General features: G+C 27.4%; 15 protein-coding genes. 12 read left to right on the top strand and 3 right to left on the bottom strand.

From position 1 onward, the window contains the following. Positions 1-5 precede the first annotated feature (5 nt). The 3 genes from ACXYRK_RS00655 to metK are packed head-to-tail and all read right to left on the bottom strand — an operon-like array spanning position 6 to position 4,243. A complete protein-coding gene (locus ACXYRK_RS00655; RefSeq protein WP_458617520.1) occupies positions 6-1,787 on the bottom strand; it encodes an ABC transporter ATP-binding protein in 1,782 nt (593 codons plus the stop codon). A gap of 17 nt (positions 1,788-1,804) precedes the next feature. Further along, a complete protein-coding gene (gene obgE / locus ACXYRK_RS00650) occupies positions 1,805-3,070 on the bottom strand; it encodes a GTPase ObgE (protein ID WP_458617519.1) in 1,266 nt (421 codons plus the stop codon). Positions 3,071-3,118: 48 nt separating this feature from the next. After that, positions 3,119-4,243: a methionine adenosyltransferase gene (gene metK / locus ACXYRK_RS00645; RefSeq protein ID WP_458617517.1), complete on the bottom strand. Its 1,125-nt coding sequence runs from the start codon at positions 4,241-4,243 to the stop codon at positions 3,119-3,121. A gap of 383 nt (positions 4,244-4,626) precedes the next feature. On the opposite strand from metK, the gene mnmG reads away from it, so the two are divergent. The 12 genes from mnmG to ACXYRK_RS00585 all read left to right on the top strand — a co-directional run bounded on the left by mnmG (position 4,627) and on the right by ACXYRK_RS00585 (position 20,227). Further along, on the top strand, positions 4,627-6,447 hold the full coding sequence (gene mnmG / locus ACXYRK_RS00640; RefSeq protein WP_458617515.1) for a tRNA uridine-5-carboxymethylaminomethyl(34) synthesis enzyme MnmG: 1,821 nt from the start codon (positions 4,627-4,629) through the stop codon (positions 6,445-6,447). Next, positions 6,447-6,881, top strand: a complete 435-nt coding sequence (locus ACXYRK_RS00635; RefSeq protein WP_458607265.1) for a 23S rRNA (pseudouridine(1915)-N(3))-methyltransferase RlmH — start codon at positions 6,447-6,449, stop codon at positions 6,879-6,881. The genes mnmG and ACXYRK_RS00635 overlap by 1 nt, the downstream gene beginning before the upstream one ends. Before the next feature lie 144 nt (positions 6,882-7,025). Then, positions 7,026-7,457 (top strand): LSm family protein, encoded by a 432-nt coding sequence (locus ACXYRK_RS00630; RefSeq protein WP_435128526.1) that lies wholly within the window; start codon positions 7,026-7,028, stop codon positions 7,455-7,457. 7 nt (positions 7,458-7,464) lie between these two features. After that, positions 7,465-9,225: a NusA N-terminal domain-containing protein gene (locus tag ACXYRK_RS00625; protein ID WP_458617513.1), complete on the top strand. Its 1,761-nt coding sequence runs from the start codon at positions 7,465-7,467 to the stop codon at positions 9,223-9,225. Continuing rightward, entirely contained in the window at positions 9,206-9,508 is a 303-nt protein-coding gene (locus ACXYRK_RS00620) for a YlxR family protein (RefSeq protein WP_435128521.1), read from the top strand. Before ACXYRK_RS00625 ends, ACXYRK_RS00620 begins: the two co-directional genes overlap by 20 nt. Next, on the top strand, positions 9,483-11,288 hold the full coding sequence (gene infB, locus ACXYRK_RS00615) for a translation initiation factor IF-2 (protein WP_458617511.1): 1,806 nt from the start codon (positions 9,483-9,485) through the stop codon (positions 11,286-11,288). The genes ACXYRK_RS00620 and infB overlap by 26 nt, the downstream gene beginning before the upstream one ends. 163 nt (positions 11,289-11,451) lie before the next feature. Continuing rightward, on the top strand, positions 11,452-12,426 hold the full coding sequence (locus tag ACXYRK_RS00610) for a hypothetical protein (protein WP_458607262.1): 975 nt from the start codon (positions 11,452-11,454) through the stop codon (positions 12,424-12,426). Positions 12,427-12,851: 425 nt separating this feature from the next. Further along, positions 12,852-13,121, top strand: a complete 270-nt coding sequence (locus tag ACXYRK_RS00605; RefSeq protein WP_458614512.1) for a hypothetical protein — start codon at positions 12,852-12,854, stop codon at positions 13,119-13,121. Between the two features lie 103 nt (positions 13,122-13,224). Next, entirely contained in the window at positions 13,225-15,213 is a 1,989-nt protein-coding gene (locus ACXYRK_RS00600) for a S8 family serine peptidase (RefSeq protein ID WP_458614513.1), read from the top strand. After that, entirely contained in the window at positions 15,197-16,507 is a 1,311-nt protein-coding gene (locus ACXYRK_RS00595) for a hypothetical protein (RefSeq protein ID WP_458607259.1), read from the top strand. Before ACXYRK_RS00600 ends, ACXYRK_RS00595 begins: the two co-directional genes overlap by 17 nt. A gap of 458 nt (positions 16,508-16,965) precedes the next feature. After that, positions 16,966-18,954, top strand: coding sequence for a S8 family serine peptidase (locus tag ACXYRK_RS00590; RefSeq protein WP_458597489.1), 1,989 nt, complete (start codon positions 16,966-16,968; stop codon positions 18,952-18,954). Next, positions 18,938-20,227 (top strand): hypothetical protein, encoded by a 1,290-nt coding sequence (locus ACXYRK_RS00585; protein WP_458597488.1) that lies wholly within the window; start codon positions 18,938-18,940, stop codon positions 20,225-20,227. The genes ACXYRK_RS00590 and ACXYRK_RS00585 overlap by 17 nt, the downstream gene beginning before the upstream one ends. Positions 20,228-20,364 lie beyond the last annotated feature (137 nt).

Genomic DNA, 20,364 nt, shown 5'->3' with positions numbered 1-20,364 from the left:
GCTCCTTATTGTTGTAATTGGTTAAAGTTAACATCAGCATATCATTGGCATGTTTGTAGGAGTTCATCGTGACTGCCTTGTCCAATGATTCTACCTTTGTCTAAAACGATAATTTTATCAGCATGCTTGATAGAATTAATTTTTTGTGAAATGATAATATTGGTGGTTTGATAATTTGTTGACAAATTATGAATAAGGTTTTTAGTAGTAATGTTATCTAATGCACTGGTAGAATCATCTAAAATTAATATTTTTGGTTCAATTAATAAGGTTCGAGCAATCGAAAGACGTTGTTTTTGTCCACCGGATAAGTTTTTGCCACGTTGTCCTACAACATGATCAAGTTTATCTGCAAACGAATTAACAAATTCGTTTGCACATGAAGAATCGAGTGCTTTTTGAATTTGTAGTTCATTAGCATCTTCTTTAGCAAAAAGTAGATTAGATTTAATGCTGCCTGAATAAAGTAAAGCATCTTGGTATACAATCCCGACATCTTTACGGATTTGGTTGGTATCAAGGTTATTAACTTCTTGGTTATCAATTAAAATATTTCCGTCAGTATATTGCATATTTTTAATCAATAAGCTTGCTAAGGTAGATTTTCCAGCACCAGTTGGTCCGATGATTCCTAAGGTTTGACCTGCATCAATTTTAAAATTAATATCTTTTAATACATAATCTTCAGATGTTTGAAAATATTTAAAATTCAAGTTTTTAAATTCAATGCTGTAGCTGTTTTTATCGTTATTTGTATTAAGATGTGTTGGAAATACTTTATCCGAACTTTTAAAGTTAAAGACATATGAAATTCTTTTAGCAGAAACACGAGCGCGGAAAAAAGTTCCTAAAAATTGACTAAAACTACTGATACCAAGTGCGATAATAAATTCATATTCAATAAATGTATTAATCTTAGCAATTAATTGTGGGATATTAGTATTTGAATTTTTTTGAATTGTCACAAATGCAACAGCATAAATAATAATAATTATTAAGTTAGTAATAAAGAAAAAAGCTGGCATTGCTAATGAAAAGAGTGAAAAAATTCCGCGTTCATTAACTTTTCATTTATTGGTTGCTCTTTGATATTTGCTATATTGTTGCTCTTGCAGGTTATATGCTTTAATAAATCTGATTCCTAGGATGTTTTCATCAGATTCTTTGGTAATTGCATCCAAGTTTTTACGGTTTTGCGCAATTAATGGTCGAACAAATTTAAAGATAAAATACATTACAAAAACTAGCAAAGGAATTACGGCAATAATCGCTCATGTTAAAGGAACATCAGTTAAAAATGCAAAAACTAAACCAGCAATGATATAAAAAGGAGCTTTAACTAAGGTAGTGCTTGCTCCAACTAAAAACTCTCAAAAGACTGCAACATCGTCGTTGATTCGAGTGATAAGACTTTCTGGTGTAATTTGTGCAATTTCTTTTAATGATAACTTTTGGTATTTAGCAAACAGTTTATCGCGATAAAAATTTGATGCTCTTTCTCCTGATCAGACAATGATTAAAAGACCCATCATTGATACAAAAGAAGAAAAAGCGATTAATCCTAAGGTAACACCTAAAAGTAGACCTAATGTATTAGAAAAATTTGTAGATTGATAAATTATATGATTGAAAAGTACTATGTGATATGTTCCACTTTTATTAATCAACAGAGGTAAAAATTGAGCAATAAAAATTGGAATAAACATTGTTATAATTACATTTAATAAGATTAAAGATATTCCAAATCAAATCCGATTCTTCAGATTTTTCGGGAGAATCTTAAACATAGATATCATATTACCCCCTATTCTTGGTCATCTCATTCGAACTCAAAACCATAAATTGCAACGATATCACCTTTTTGGATGTTGCGACGAATTAGTTCATCTCATACACCGATTTTTTTAAGGATGTTATTAAAGCGAACTAAGTTATCATAAGTGTTAATAGGAATTTTATAATAAAGTTCTTCAACTTTCTTTCCACTAACATCAAAGTATCCTTTATAAGGATTTTTTACAATAAAATCTGGTTCATAAGTTATAACCTTTACTGAATCATTTTCTTCAGTAATTGTCTGAAATTGAGTAGTTGAAATAAGTTCTCATAAAGCAGCTTTAACAACTTCTAAGTTCTGATGAAAAATTGCAGATATCGAAATAACTTTAACATCAGGATATTTATCCTTAAAAGATTTTAAATGCACATTAAAAGCATCTAAATCAGATTTATTTGCTATAACTAATTGTGGTTTTGATTCAAGTTTTAAATTATATGATTTTAGTTCGTTATTAATAGTTTCATAGTCTAAAATCGGGTTTTTATCTTCTGAACCAAAATCAATAATATGTGCGATGACTTTACATCTTTCGATGTGTTTTAAAAATTGAATTCCAAGTCCTTTACCTAATGCGGCACCTTGAATTAAACCAGGTAAATCAGCAACGGTAAAAGAGTTTTGATGAAATTGCACCATTCCTAATTGTGGTACTAAGGTTGTAAATTCATATTCTGCAACTTTTGCATGTGCATTTGAAATAGAATTTAAAAATGTCGATTTTCCTGCTGAAGGCTTACCTACCACACCGACATCAGAAAGAATTTTTAAGACTATATGTGCTTGGTATTTTTCTCCAGGCATACCGTTTTCAGCAATTCTAGGTGCTGTGTTTTTAGCGGTTTTAAACTTGTTATTACCACGACCACCTTTTCCACCTTTTGCTACCAAATATGCTTGATCAGCTTTGATAACATCAGCAATTAATTTCGTCCCATTATATACCAAGGTTCCTATTGGAACTTTGACATAAGTATCTTTAGCATTAGCACCGTAAAGATTTTTTGGGCCACCCTTGACACCATCTTCTGCTGTAATATGCTTGTTTTTGTAAAAACTAAGCAAGGTGTTTTTACCTAAATCACCAACAAAATAGATGTTTCCTCCACGACCTCCATCGCCTCCATCTGGGCCACCTTTATCAACATGCGCCTCGCGACGAAAAGAGATCATCCCATCTCCACCTTTACCAGCTTGCAATAATATGCTAACTTCATCGATAAACTTTGCCATAAAATCCTTTCTTAATATTATAGTCTTTTAAAGTGTCAACTTAGGTAATTATTTTAAATATTGTTTTAATTCTTCAACTTTATTAAGTCGCTCTCATGGTAGATCGATATCATTTCTACCAAAGTGTCCAAAATATGCTGTTTTTGCATAAATTGGTTTTCTTAATCCAAGCGCTTCGATAATTGCTTTTGGTGTGAGATTAAAGGTATTAATAATTGCATTTTCAATTTTTTCTTTAGCGATTTTTTCGCTCCCGAATGTCTCAACCATAACCGAAATAGGTTTTGCTATTCCAATAGAATAAGCAATTTGGATTTCAACTTTATCTGCTAAACCTGCTGCAACAACATTTTTTGCCACTCATCGAGCAGCATATGCAGCAGATCTGTCAACTTTGGTAGCATCCTTACCACTAAAAGCTCCACCGCCATGTCGCGATGCTCCACCGTAGGTATCAACAATGATTTTACGTCCTGTTAAGCCAGTATCCCCAATAGGTCCACCGATAATAAATTGTCCGGTTGGGTTAATTAGGATGTGTTTTGGAGCATCTAAATTAAATTTTTGTAATGTTGGCAAAATGATTTTTTGCACTATATAATCTTTAAATTCGGATTCAACATACTTACTTGAATGTTGAATGCTTAATAAAACTGTATCAACACTTGTATGTTTGGGATCGCTGTAATCTAAGGTAACTTGCGATTTCATATCAGCTTTTGCTCATACAAAATCTCCACTAACTCTAAGTTTTTCAGCCACCCTGACAAGTTCATGTGCAACTGTAATCGCAAGTGGCATATAAACATCGGTTTCGTTAGTTGCATAACCAAACATTATCCCTTGATCACCTGCTCCGATTTCATCACCTAATTCAACTCCTTGAGCGATGTCGGGACTTTGATGTCGGATGTCTGTGATAAAACTTGTTTCGTTAGTGTAATATCCTAAGGATTTTAAGATATTTTTAGCAATTTCAATAACATCAATATCAGCAGTTGTTTTAACTTCCCCTGCTATAAAGATGTTGTGTCCACTCGCCATTGTTTCGACTGCAACTTTAGCATATGGATCTAAGGTTAAATAAGCATCCAAAATCGCATCTGAAATTTGATCACAGACTTTATCTGGATGTCCTCTTCCAACTGATTCGCTGGTAAATAATTTTCTCATATAAAAAAAAACTCCTTATTAGTTAAATAGGAGCATAAAGATGGTCATTTGCATGTTGGGATACATCCCCTGACTCTCCACCGTGTATTAAACCGGTTGGCAATGGTTTTCGTTGTCAACTACCATACTCTTTATGCTAACCATATAAAAATATATGGGTTATGCTATTATAGCAGAATTTTTAAATATTAAAATAATTTAACGATTTTTGTTTTGGAGCTATATAAAAGAAATTTATTTTCTTTTTTATGTTATATATAGCAAAAAAAAATAAAGGGATTTATACACAAAGATATTAAGATTTAATTCACAAGCAAAACAAATTAAAAATTTTGCTAAAAAAATATAACATTTTTAATATAATAAAAATTAAAGAGGTAAATATGAAAAAAAGTTATCAAGCAATCGTTATTGGTGGTGGTCATGCAGGTGTGGAGGCTGCTTTTGCTCTAGGAAATAAAGGTCATCAAACTGCATTAATTTCATTTGATTTAAAGCGTTTAGCGATGATGCCTTGTAATCCGTCGATTGGAGGTCCTGCAAAAGGGATTATAACTCGTGAAATTGATGCATTAGGTGGAATTCAGGGATATTTTTCAGATTTAGCGATGATTCAAATTAAGATGTTAAATGAATCAAAGGGTCCTGCTGTTAGGGCATTAAGGGCTCAAATAGACAAAGATAAATATTCTAATATTATTGCGAAAGCACTAAATGAGCATCTAAATATTGATTTAATTGAAGCGGTTGTTGAAGAAGTTTTAACAGATTCAGAAAAAAAAGTAGTTGGTGTTGTTTTATCAGATGGAAGTGTTATAAAAACAACTGTGTTAGTGATCACAACTGGAACATATATGAATTCAAGAATTTTACGTGGAGATGAAATTACTATATCCGGACCTGATAATCAAAAAACTACACCAAAACTTAGTTTATCACTACAAAAATTGGGTTTGCATCTTCAACGCCTTAAAACTGGTACACCTGCTCGAATTTATGCCGATTCAATAGATTTTTCACAAGTAGAAAAAGAAGACTTAGAAGATACTATATTGACTTTTTCAAACCGTTCTAAGATCAAACTTGATAAACAAATTTCATGTTATCTTACCTATACAAATGATGCAACACACAAAATAATTGAAGAAAATATTGGTAAATCTGCTATGTATTCAGGTTTAATCGAAGGGGTGGGACCTAGATATTGTCCTAGCATAGAAGATAAAGTAATGCGTTTTCGAGATAAACATCGTCATCAAATCTTTTTTGAACCTGAAACAGCTGATGGAAGTATTATATATGTAAACGGGATGTCAACATCAATGCCAATAGATGTGCAAGATAGGATGTTAAGAACTATACCAGGATTACAAAATTGTCGCATCCAAAAATGAGGGTATGCAATTGAATATGATGCTTTAAATCCCTTACAAATCCAACCATCCTTAGAATCAAAAGTGATTAAAAATCTCTATACAGCAGGACAAATCAATGGAACAAGTGGATATGAAGAGGCAGCCGCACAAGGATTAATTGCAGGAATAAATGCTGCATTAAATCTAGAAAATAAAGAGCCATTAATTTTAAAGCGTGATGATGCATATATCGGAGTATTAATAGATGATTTGGTAACAAAAGGAACAAAAGAACCATATCGAATGTTAACATCTAGAGCTGAATATCGATTGTTATTGCGTAATGATAACCCTGACTTACGTTTATCTAAATATGGTTATCAAATCGGATTGGTTTCTAAACAAACATATGATTATGTACTAAAAAAATATCAAACCATAGATGCAAAAATAAAGCAACTGAGTGAAGAATTTTTATCTTCAAAGTCACAATTAGCACAAAAATATGGAATAGAAAATGGAGTTTCAATGTTAAAAGTTTTAGCCCGACCAGATGTTAAAGCAGAAGAAGTACTAGGTGATTTCGAATTCAAAAATGAACTTACTACCATTATCCGTTTAGATGGTTATATTAAAAAACAACAAATCCAAGCACAAAAAATGTCGCGCTTAGATTCACTAAAAATACCAAAAGATATAGATTATCAGAAAGTGATGAATTTAGCAACAGAAGCTCGACAAAAACTTGAAGCAATTCGACCACAAACCATAGGTCAGGCATCTCGGATTTCCGGGATAAATCCTACTGATATACAAATGTTGATGTTTTATTTAGGTAGCAAAAAGTAATGAAATTGAATATTATCGCTGTTGGAAGTTTATCAAAAGAATACCAAGATATCTATAAACAATATATCAAGAAAATTATTTTTTTTGCAAAAATTAATTTAATAGAAATCAAAGAACAAAAAAATGATAATATTGACTTGAAAATAAAAAAAGAAACCCAATTAATCCTTGATAAGATACCTAAAAACTCAAAAGTATTTTATTTATCTACCAATGCAAAACAATATGATTCAATAGAATTCGGTAATTTGTTTTTAGATATTGATAATGTTACTTTTGTAATTGGAGGTTCAAACGGAGTTGATGAATCATATTTTGAAAATAAGATAAATTTTTCCAAAATGACTTTTCCACACGAATTATTTCGCATAATGCTTATTGAACAAATATATCGAAGTTTTACAATTAAAAATAATATAACTTATCATAAATAATTTTTTAATCTTATTAATATAAAATAAAAAATCTAAATTAATAATAAATTTTTATCATAAACTGCTATAATATAACAACTTCTCTTTTTTATGAATTATAAGGAGTTGTACGTCAGTGCAACTTTTCTTATTTTAAGGAGTCAAATGAACTATAAACAAATTTTAATTGAACAATTTGGTGATAATATTTTGGATGCAAAAATGGTTTCAAATGATTTTGGACAAACTTTAGAAATTACAAGTAAGTTTACTGACTTAAAGCAAGTTGAAGAATTATCCAAACAAGTTTCAATGTTTTTAAACACTCAAAATTGGTTTAAAGATGAATATAATTTAGAAGTTTTATCAAAGGGTTTAAAAACGGATTTAGATATCAATGATTTAACAAGTTATATAAATAAAGAAATAAAAATAAAAACAATTAAAAGTTATGAATCACATAATATCTTTGTAGTCACATTATTGGAAGTTTTTGATGATAAAATACTTGTTAGATGAAATAAAAAAGGGCAGATGCGAAAAGTATCATTTGAAAAAAATAATATTTCTTCAGTAGAGTTATATATTAAATTTTAAGGAACATATGGCAGAAAATAAAAATATTGTTATTGACAAAAGAATAAATGAAAAAAATCAGTTATATCAAATGATTAACTCATATGCAGAATCTAAAAATTTTGACTTTGATACCATTTTAAATATCTTTAAAGAAGAAACATTAAAAGTTATAACAAAAGATATAGATCCTGATGCAGAAATTGATTTTATAGTTAATCACGAAGATAAGACTATCACATTAATCAAGCATAATATTATAGTAGTAGATGATTCAGATGAAATTGTTTTTGAAGAAATAAATGAGAAAAATAGTGAACCAGATTTACAGAGATTATTATTTATTCATATTAAAGAAGCGAAAATTTTAAATCCGAATATTCATTCAGGTGATACAGTTGATATAATTTGAGATTTTGGTTGAATCAGTAAAAAACATCGTGCTGCTATAGAAAACGGGTTTCGCAGTGAGTTAAAATTTGTTGATAAAGAACGTATAAGCAATATTTTTGCTAATAAAATTGGTCAAAAATTTCATGCTAAGGTTTTATCAACTATGGTTCGTGGTGGATTTTTAGTGGAAATCTTAGAAGATAATCGCTTATATAAAGCTTACTTATCGAAACATAAATTAAATCGTTCTGAACCGATACATCCTGGTTCAGATATACAGGTTACATTAGAAGGTATTAATTTAGAAAATAATCTCAATGTTTTAGAAGTTTCGATGATTGATCCAAACCAAGTCCAAGAAACTTTAAAAACTCAGATATCTGAAATAGGTAGCGGAGATATCGAAATTGTTAAGGTGCAAAGAATACCAGGAATTCGTTCTAAGGTTGCTGTAAGAGTTAATCCAAATCGTAACTTTAACTACGATATTGTTGGTTCAATTTTTGGTGAGGGAGCCAAACGCATCATTGCTGTATCTGATATTATTAAAGAAAAAATAGATATTATAAGGTGATCTGCAAATAAATTAGAATATGTTAAAAATGCATTATCGCCTGCTAAAGTAATTGATGTTGTTTTGCACAAGAAAACTCAAAAAGCCTATGCTGTAGTTGAAAAAGAAGAATTTAAAACAGCAATTGGTCGCAGTGCATTAAATATTGACTTAGCATCAAAATTAACTGAAACCAAAATAGAAGTTGTTGATGTTGAAAAAGCGATGCAACTAAAAATACCATTTAAATTAAAAGAAGTTAAAAAGACATTTGTTCTAAGAGAAAAATCGTTATTTAACACAAATAAAAAACCAAGAAAATCAAAACCAAATCAATATCTTAAAGATATCAATATTTCAATGGATGATTTTGATAAAGATGTAGCAGACTTTTATAGTTCAATGCGTATGCAGACTAGCGATTCATTAATTGCTAAACAAAATACATCGGAAACTATTGATTCACAACAAAAAAATAAATTACAAAAAACAAATGATAAAATTAAACAATCTAGTGAAAGTATGTTTGATGATTTATTTGAAAAAGTTGATAACCAAATTCAATCTGATAGCGAGTTAAATAATTATGATTTTGTAGATGATATTAATTCATCATTTGATATTAACTTTGCAGCAGAAGAAGAAATAGAAGAATTTCAAAATAGTATGCAAAGTAGTGATAAACCAAAAGAATTTAATAATAAAAACCAAATTAAAAAAGAGAAAAAAGTTATTACTGAATACAAGAAGATTAAAGACTTTAAAGTTGATAATGATTTAATGAACTATGGTTTAGATACAGATATTAATTTTGATGATTTAGATGATGAATGAGAATCTTAAAAACTTTAATCGTAAATGTATCGCGACTAACCAAATAGTAAATGTTAAGGAAATGTTGCGTTTTGATTTTAATCGCAAAGCAAATACAGTTATTTTAGATAAAAATCAAAATATGAAAGGAAGAGGTGCTTATTTTATTCCATCTTTTGAAAATTGGAATAAAATAAGAAGAACTAAAGCATTAAATCGTACCTTTCGTACCAATGTCACTAAAGAAACTTACGATGACTTGGAATCACAAATTCAGGAGGTGATCAATGTCAAAGAAAACACATCGGATTAGTAATGTTGCTGAAATAAAGCAACAACTACAAACAGCAAAAACTGAAGTAAAAGATGGAGTGTTTATTTTTACAGGTAAAATGACTATCGGAGATTTTGCTAAAATTACTCGTATTAATGCAAACGACATAATCAAAAAATTCTTTTTACAAGGTAAGATGTATAATCTTAATCACATTTTATCCGAAGAAGAAATTGGTGAAATTTGTTTAGAAAATAATTTAGACTTTCAAAAAGAAACAAATGTTGATGGATCAAACTTTTTAGATGAAGTAAATTTTGAAGATAAACCAGAAGATTTAATTCATCGTAGTCCAATTATTACTGTGATGGGTCATGTTGATCATGGAAAAACCACCCTAATAGATAAAATAAGACGATCGAATATTGTCGCAACCGAATCAAGTGGGATTACCCAACATACCGGAGCATATCAAATTGAACATAAGAATGCAAAAATAACTTTCTTAGATACTCCAGGGCATGAAGCATTTACTAAAATGCGTGCTCGTGGAGCGAAAATTACTGATATTATTATTTTAGTTGTTGCAGCAGACGATGGTGTAATGCCTCAAACCAAAGAAGCGATTCAACATGCAAAGGCAGCTAATGTTCCTATTATTGTTTTTGTCAATAAAATGGATAAGCCTAACAAGGATTTAGATCGTTTGAAGGGAGAGTTAGCAGATAATGAAGTTGTAATCAATGAATACGGTGGAGACACTCAAATAGTTTATGGATCAGCAATAAACGGTGATGGTTTAACTCAATTATTTGATGAAATAACCTTACTTGCTGAACTTTTAGATTTAAAAGCTAATCCAAAACGATATCCAATTGGAACAGTTATCGAATCACGTGTTGATAAAGGTGCTGGTGCAGTTTCTACAATAGTAATTGAAAATGGAACATTATATAAAGGTGACTTTATTGTTGCTGGCTCTAAATATGGAAGGATTCGTTCTTTAACTGATACAAACGGACATCCTATTAAAAAAGTTTATCCAGGTATGCCGGCAATTATAACAGGATTAAATTATGCCCCTGATGCTGGTGATAAATTTATTGGATTTAGTGATGAAAAATTTGCAAAGAAATTAGCTAACGAAAAGGCTTTTTCTGATAAAATGAATTTATTGCATGATAAATCATTAGTAAATGCAAATTCAGATGGTAAAAAAATAATAAATATTATAATTAAATCAGATGTTCACGGGACTTCTGAAGCTATCAAAGGACAAATAAATGGACTTGAAAATGATGAAGCAATTATAAAGGTTATTGCTGCATCTGCAGGGTTTGTAAGCGGAAATGATTTATTACTAGCACAAGCATCAAATGCTATAATCTTCGTGTTTAACCTAAAAACACCATCAAATATGAAACAAAATGCTCAGGCACAAAATATTAGTATTATTGAGCATAATGTAATTTATAAGATAATTCAAGATTGTCAAAGTATTTTAGATGAATTAAAAGCACCAATTTATGAAGATTGCAAGATCGGTGAAGCACATATTATCAAGGTTTTCTTTTATTCAAAAGTAGGAAAGATTGCAGGATGTATGATGGATGCTGGTGTGGTTCGCGAAAAATGTAAGGTAAAAGTATATCGTAAAGGAAAAATAATTCACGAAGGACAACTAGAAACTTTACGTCGTGAATTAAATGATGCAAAAGAAGTTGTAAAAGGTAAAGACTTTGGTACACATATAAAAGATTTTAATGATATCCAAGAAGATGATGTTTTAGAATTCTATGAAGAAGTAAGAATTAATTAAAAATTGATTTAAAGTATAAATATGTGAAAAATTAACATATTTATTTTTTCACTAGAAATATTTATATACCAGAAAAATTATAAGAATGTTTGAATTGCTAAAAAAGACTATAATATAGATATATATCAATTATGGAGCAATGTTTAAAAAACATTAAATAATTATGAAAAAAAGTGTTAGAAAAATTTTGGTTTCAGGAGGTTCTTTATTGCCTTTAATAACAACATCGGCTGCTATTTCATGTAGTTATCGGAAAATTAACGATGAAAAAATTAAGGTTGGTGGAACTGATAAACAAACCCCAAGTAAAAATGATAAAATTTCACCTGTTCAATCTGTATTAGATTTACAAAAGAAAATCAGAACTGAAAATAACGAATTCTTTAATAATAATCTTACAAAATATAAAGCATATGATAAAGCAAAAAACGAAGGAAGAGATCAGTCTGATTTAGATAAAATTCTTTCTGCATCTGAAGTGAAAAGATTCGAAAGTTTAGTTCGTAATTTTTCGCAAGCAGTTAGATCACAAAGCAAAAAGAATTTTGATAATTTATCATTCTTTAATGAATATCATCCTGCAATTTATTTTCAAAAGGAAAATGAATATATATCACTTTTAAACAAAAATGAACTTAATAAAAAACACGATTTTTATCGTTTATCTACATCAAAAGATGAAGCAAGTGTTAATGAATACAAAAAATATGAAGCTATAAAAGAAAATTTTCAAAAAATTGGTACTCTTTCAAATATTGATGATATAGTTTTTAATAATTTAAATTCTTATCAAGTAGGTCGAATTAAAGAATATGCTCAATTAGTAGCAAATACAAGCTTAGAAAATTTACTGCATAATAACAATGTATATTATTATTTTACAGATAATTATGCAAGGAATATCGATGCTTATAGTTTTAATTTAGATAGTATTTTAAAGAAAGTATATCTTATTAATTGATTTATGCCTAACAGCGAAAATGTTCGTAATTCACATCGTCCAATTGCTTTGTTTATCAGTGTTCCTAAAAGCGAAAATTATCAATTGTTTGATAAAGATAATGAAATGGTTAGAAATAAAACATTTTTTGTTACCAACTGATCAAGGTATGATGAATTAACATCTGATAATTTATAGTTCATTAGCAAAAAAACCGAGAAGTAAAATTTCTTGGTTTTTTTTAATAACAAATATAAAAAATTTTGTAATTTCACTTTTTTATGTTATTATAATTATAGATAAGGTTAAAAAAGGATGAAATCTTATTAAGGTAAATAATTAAATATAATAAAACCTACCTTATCAATTTAAAATTAAAAAATGGAGTAAAATGGTTATTGAAAATAAACTGACATCAAAATTTATAAACAATTGAGATTATAAACCGAGGATATTAAAGTATCTAAATTTATATGATGTTAATAATAAATTATATTTATCAATATTTAATAAATTAATCAATGATATAGTAAATAAGATTAAAAAAAGACTTAATAGATATAAACAAATCAACTCAATTTAAAAATTTAGTTGATGTTTTAGTATTAAAATATGTATTATAAATGAAAAAAAGCGATATATATCATTGAACCTATCCGTATCAAACCATTAAATATCAAACTAATAACAAAGAAGTTGTATTAGCAGAAATTTCAGATAGAATATTCAGTTTTAATTCAAGCAGGTTATATTTATATGATCTACCTAAACTTGATGATATTAAATCAAATTTAATTTATGAAGTTATTCAAATACCAAAGGATTATAGTGTGGAATTTGAAAGTATATTAAACTTTAAAGAAACCAATGATTTTTTAGTAAAACAAAAATAATATTAAAAGAAAATAATATATTGGTGGAGTGGAATCTTGCCTTTATAAAATATACTAAATAAAATAGTTAAATAATGTTATCAATCAAAATAAAAGGAGTAAAATGAAAAATAGAAGAAAATTTTTATGAGCATTAGGTATGACATCGGCTATTGTCTTACCTATTGCAATCGTATCAACACCAAATACAAATAAAAACATCCAATGATATGAAAAAGCAAATAATCTAAAGTTAGAAGTTAGAGATTCATTTGCTAAAAATTATAATCTTAATTCAAGTGTTGGACAAATAAATAATGATTATGAGTTAAAAGTTTTATTAAATCATAAATATTTAACCAACTTACAAATTAATGATGAAAAATATATAAAAGAACAAAACCAAAATTTTATTAATTATGTTAAAAAAATAGGATTAAAATTTCTGAGTTCTACTTCAAGCAGAATCTCACCGATAGTATGATTTTATTTTCAAAATGAAGATAATCGTAAAGAATTTATACATAAATTAAATAAAGATAATCAGGTTAATAGATTTATTCTTTATAAAAATGATATAACAAATATCAAAATACCTGTAAAAGAAATTTATGAATCTCCTGATAATTATTATTCATACAGAGATGATCTTTTCAGATATGAAATCAAAAATAAATATCAAATTTATAAAACAGTAAATTTTGAAAAACAAAATCAAAAAGATCTAAATAGTCATACCAGTTACAATGAAAATAATGTAGGTGTTATGGAATATAGAGGACAACTTAATTATTCGACTACATATAATTTTTTCAAAAATAATATGTACGTTTTGAATCAATATACAGAGACAAAAGAAGATGTAGATGATCACGGTATTATTGTTTCATCTATTGTAGGTGGCAAGGAAGGTTTTGATAAGAAAGCAAGTATTTATTTTACATCTTTTGATGGCAAAAATAGCGACTGACAAAAAAGACTTGAAGATTTAATTATAGATAAAGGTATTAGAGTTATTAACCATAGTTACGGAAGTGGTCTTAATTTAAGAGAAAAACTTTACGGTGAAGAAAGTTATATAGTTGATTATCTTTCTCGAAAATATGGTGTTGTAAATGTATTTTCTGCTGGAAATGGTAATGATGGCAGAGGAATGAATTGAATAAATAAATATTCATTATCTTACAATTCAATTGTTGTAGGTGCATTAAATAAGAATTTAGAAGCAAATATAAAAGACAACCGAATTGCATCATACTCGAATATATTAATTGACCCAAGTAATGGTGATGTTGCAAAACCATTTATAACTGCACCTGGAACGTTTGAATTATATGAAGAAAAAAATGGAACAAGTTTTTCTGCACCAGTTATAACTGGATTATTATCTACATTATTAAGAGAGAAAAAATTAATATTAGATAAAGATGAAACTAGAATACCTGCTTTAAAAAGTATCCTTAGTGCTTCTGCTATATCAACAAACGATCCGAAACAACTCAATAAATCTAATGGTTTTAGCAATTTATATGGATCAGGTATACCTGACTTTGAAAATATGAAAATAGCCGCAGATAATTTAAGTATATTAAAGATCAATTCATCCGATACTAATGATATTCTTAAAAGATCAAATTCGATTTATTTAAATTCAGGCCAAATATTAAAAGCATCGTTATCATGAATGTTTAATGCAGGTTTATTAAAGAATCTTGAAAATAAACCAAAATACAATTCAAATGTAAATTGATGGTGATTTTTAGGTCCAATCGGTGGTTTAATAGCTAACAAAGTAGAGTCAGATCGTGTAAAAAGAGAGACATCAGAATGAGAAAAAACCCACCACAAATCAGATTGATTAAAAACAGATGAAGTATTAAAAAAACAAAAAATGAAATTTTCAGATTATGATTTTATCTTAGAAAAGTATGAGTATAATAAAGGTTGAGTTGAAGTTGCAAGATCTGAATCTTCAACATCTAATGATGAATTAATTGAATATAAATCAGATGGTTCAGGAGAATATAGATTAGTAGTAAGGAAATATAAATCAGCTTTATTTGATAACTCAGTGGATGATATTTTAGCATATACATATGTTGTTCAAAAATAAACTATTTAAATTTATTTTCGGTACTACACCTATTATTACTATTATTGCATCTGCATGTTCAACTTCAAAACACGATAATAAAAATTCAGAAACTCAACAAACCGAACGTAACCTTGGATATTCAATAAATTTACTAAGATTAAAACAACAATCACAAGATATTAAACTAAATAATTCACAAATTTTTGACCAATTTATTCCTTACAAAAAAGATCAATGAAGTGCTGTTAATTATTTTAATCAACCACTTTTAATTAAAACAAAAGATGAGTTTATTAAGAATGTTGTAGGTAAGGTTAATGAACTTTACCAAAAATATAACTTAAATAAATCTATGAGTGATGAAGAAATAACAAAAACATTTGAAGATGATTTTTTAGATGCTAAAAACATAGATGATATATTAAAAACACAAAATATTTTAATTTATGAGCAAACCCCGTATCAAATCCCATCTTATCTAGATTATCTTGTTTATGATGCGGAAAATGATATGGGGAAAATCAAAATTTTTAAAATTCTACCTGGTTATTATTTAGATGTTAAACACCTTTATATTTATTATACAAGAAAGATATTTACAATCTTTAAGTTACCTAAAAACAAGGATTATGAAATTAAAGAATTTCCTAATGACCAAATAGATCAGTATATTAACAATTTATCTAATGAATTGCATTACAAAAAAGACGATTTTATTCTAGGGGACAAACAAATTGACATAAAGTTACTTATAAATAAAGCGCAAATTAGGCAAGATATAATATATAAACCTGTAGAATTTTTAGGTGAGTTAACAAATGATATACTTGCTCTAATACCATCAACTACTGAGTATCTGAAAATAACTAATGAATCAGAATTTAACAATCAGTTTTTAGACAATATATATAATATTTCACAAAACTTACATCTTAATCTGTCTAAACAAGAAATTAAAAATATTTTTCAATCTCAATATTTAAAAGCAAAAGACCTTTCAGATATACTTACTAATAATAATTTATATATTCGTATTATAAAAGAAAAAGGTAATATATATCATTTTACTTATCCGTATCAAACAATTAAATATGATATTAATAGCAGAAATAAGGAAATGACATTAGCTAAAATATCAGAAAGAGTGTTTGAATTTAATTCAAGAAGAAGTGATGATCAAAATAAGGAAGCAAGTGATGTTAAAGTAAATCTCATTTTAGAAGTTTTTCAAGCACCAAATGATTATAGTATTAAATTTAAAGGTGTGTTAAATTTTAAAGAAACTAATGACTTTTTGGTAAAGCAAAGATAAAATAACAAGAAAACCTTGTTATTTTAAATTTCATCATCTTCGCCATAGTCATCAGCGGAGCAAACATCAACAAAAATTTCTTATCTCAAATAATTAAGCATTTTTTGTGTTTTTTTGTTATTTTTAATGATTCCTGCTTTATTATCTCCTTTGCATTGTCTATTTTCATTTTTAGTGTTTGTGAAACTAATCCTGATTTTCTAAAACAAAACATTTTTTGTCAGCAAATGATCTAGGTATGATGAATTAACATCTGATAATTTATAGTTAAAAAGAATAAAAACAGGAAGCGAAATTTTCTTGGTTTTTTTAACGAATATAAAAAATTTTGTAATTTTACTTTTTATGCTAATATAATTATAGATAAGGTTAAAAAAGGATGAAAATCTTATATGGTATTTAATTGTTTTGTTATAAGAAAAAATGCCTTATCAATTTAAAATTAAAAAAGGAGCATAATGAAACATAAAAGAAAGTTCTTATGTGTACTAGGTATAGCATCTACTGTTGTTTTTCCTATAACCATTGTATCAACACCAAGGAATGTAACTAATGTTCAATGATATGAAAATTCAACAAATCCAAAACTACAAATAAGAGAATCTTTTGCTAGAAATTATAGTATTAATTCTTCAACACCACAACCTGATAATCATTTTGAATTAAAGGTTCTATTAAATCATAATTACAAAAATCAAAATCAAATCAATGATGAAGATTTTATAAAAACAGAAAATCAAAAATTTCTTGAGCATATGAAAATGTTGAAAATAGATTTTTTAAATTCTGTTATTAGCAGAATATCACCTATTGTATGATTTTATTTCAAAAGCGAAACAGATCGCAAAGAATTTATTTCAAAAATAAAGGATAACAAACAAGTAAATAGATTTATATTGTATAAAAATAATCCAGAATCAAATATGATGCTGATGACAAAATTTAGTGAAATTGATACTAGAATATTAGGTGGTGGATCTTATTATAATCACCATAATTATGATATTAAGAATATAAATGATGTTTATAAAACCGTTAATTTTCTAAAACAAAACGAAAAAGATCTTAATAGTCATGGTGGATATAATTTAAATAAAATAGGTATTTTGGAAGCAAATAGAGCACTACAAAAATGAAAAACTAATAATTTCGACAAAAACAAAGTTGAAATACTTAACGAATATAATGTGAACAATGATCATGGTTTAATTTCGACAATAATAGCAGCAGGAAAAGAAGGTTTTGACAAAAAAGCTAGCATATATTTTTCATCATTTTATAATACAAATTCTGATTGACAAACAAGATTAGAAGAAATGGTAATTGACAAAAAAATAAAAATCATAAATCACAGTTACGGAAGTTTTAATGAAGAAAAATATAAGTATTATGATGAAGAAAGTTATATTCTTGATTATTTATCAAGAAAATATGGTGTATTGAATGTAATTTCAGCTGGAAATGGAAATGATAATCAGAAAATGATGAAGTGAATAAATCAATTTGGTTTATCATATAATTCAATAGTTGTTGGTGCACTAGATAAAAATTTAAACGATAACATAAAAGATAATAAAATAGCATCATATTCTAATGTTTTAATTGATTCGAGTCACGGTGATATAGCTAAGCCTTTTATAGCTGCACCAGGCTCATATACATTAGCTAACGGACAAACCTGACAAGGAACAAGTTTTTCATCTCCTGTTGTTGCGGGTATGCTATCAACATTATTACGAGAAAAACCTTTATTAGACAATGATTTATATAGAATACCAGCATTAAAAAGCATCCTTAGTGCATCTGCTGTTTCAACAAATGATAGTGATCAAAAAATAAAGACTAGCGGTTTTTCAAATAAATATGGAGCCGGAATTCCTGATTATGAAAATATGATAAAAGCATCAAATCATATTAATTATGCAACAGTTAAATATAATAATTCAGCTGGTGTAATAAAATCTACTAATTCTTTTTTTACTTCAAAAGGAAAAACAATAAAAGCATCTTTATCATGGATGTTTAATGCAGGTTTATTAAAAAACAAAGAAAATCAACCAGCATATAATCCTAATGTTAATTGATGATGATTTTTAGGACCTATTGGTGGAATAGTTGCTAATTCTATTGAAGTTGACAGATTAAATAAGGAAAGTGAAAAATGAAGCATTGAGCATCGTTCTAATGATTGATTAAAACATAAAGTGGTATTGAATAGACAATCAGAAAAGTTTTCTGATTATGATTTGTATTTAGAAAAATATGATAAAATTCAAGGTTGAATAACAGTAGCATCTTCTAAGTCTATTTCATCAAATGATGAATTAATAGAATATCATACAACAGAAGATGGTGAATATAGATTAGTAGTGAAGAAATGAAAATCAGCTTTGTTTGAAAATTCTGTTGATGATGTTTTAGCGTTTACATATGTCATTCAAGAGTAAATTATTAAAATCACTACTTATCTCTACACCAATATTCACTGCTATTGCAGTTTCATGTTCAAATAAAAAAGATTATTCAGAAACTGTTTCTACTGATACACCATATTTAATGGATTTGCTACGACTTAAGCAAGTTCAACAAGGAATTGTTATGAATAATTCTGAGCTTTTTGATCAATTTATAGATAAAAATAAGATTTCAACTACTCCGATTTATTTTAGCAAGCCTACATTAATTAAATCTAAATCCGAATTTAATGATACTGTTATAAATGTTATCAATCAAACATACCAAAAATTTCATATGCAAAAATTATTGTCGGACAATGATATTTTGCAAATTTTTGAAAAAGATTTTTTAAATAACCAAAGCTTAGAAAATGTATTAAATGATAATAATATCCTTATATATCAAGATGGTGATTTATTTGGCACTGAATATTTAGAATATCTAATTTTTGATCATATCAGCAGCAACAAAGTAAGTATACTAAAAACAACTACAGGTATGGATTTACCTGTTTGAACTGCTCTTTCACCTTACTTACCTATATTTACTGTGTTAAAAATACCAAAAAACAAAGATTACACAATAACTGAACTTGATAAAACACAACAAAAAGTGTTAAAAAAAAGATTGTATTATGAACTTAATTATAAATTTACAGATTTTATAGTTCGTGAATCGTTTGAAAGTTTAACAAATCTGATAAATAATATTCAGATAAAACAAAGTATAAATTCTAAAAAAATATTATTTTTAGGAGATTTAACAAATCGATCATTATCTAATATCGAGCAAACAAAGCAGCCATTGATAATTAACACAACAGAAGAATTTAATCAAAAAATTCTTCTACCACTATTAAATACAGCAAAAGAACAGTCATCTAATTTAACTCCATTAAATATAAAAAATAATTTTGAAGAATTATTTTTATCTGGGAAGAAAATAGAGAATGTTTTGAGAAAAAATAAACTCATAGTTCATATAAGTAAATCACTTGGTCAAATATTAAACTGAAATTTTCCTAATCATCTAGTGATAAATAAGGAGAAGAATAATAAAGTCCATATTTCATATGTAAGTCAACGAACCTTTAATTTCAATTTTTCAAAATATGATTTTTTTAGTATACCAAATGCTTCTGAACAAAAGGCAAGTCTAGTTTATGAAGTATTTTTTGTTCCAAAAGATAATGAAGTGCTATTTGATGGAGAAATGAATTATAAACAAGCAAATGATTTCCTAGTTTTACAAAAAAAATATTAATGTTAGAATAAATTAATCAAATATTTGATTTAAAAATTCTAAAAAATATAAAAATAAATATTGATAAACATAAAGAATTGCGAAAAAGATTAATATAATTGGTTATTAATCTTTTAGTCCAACTCCAAGATAAAATA

It is taken from the genome of Mycoplasma sp. AC1221 (assembly GCF_054353815.1).
This window is presented reverse-complemented; position numbering and strand designations above follow the sequence as displayed.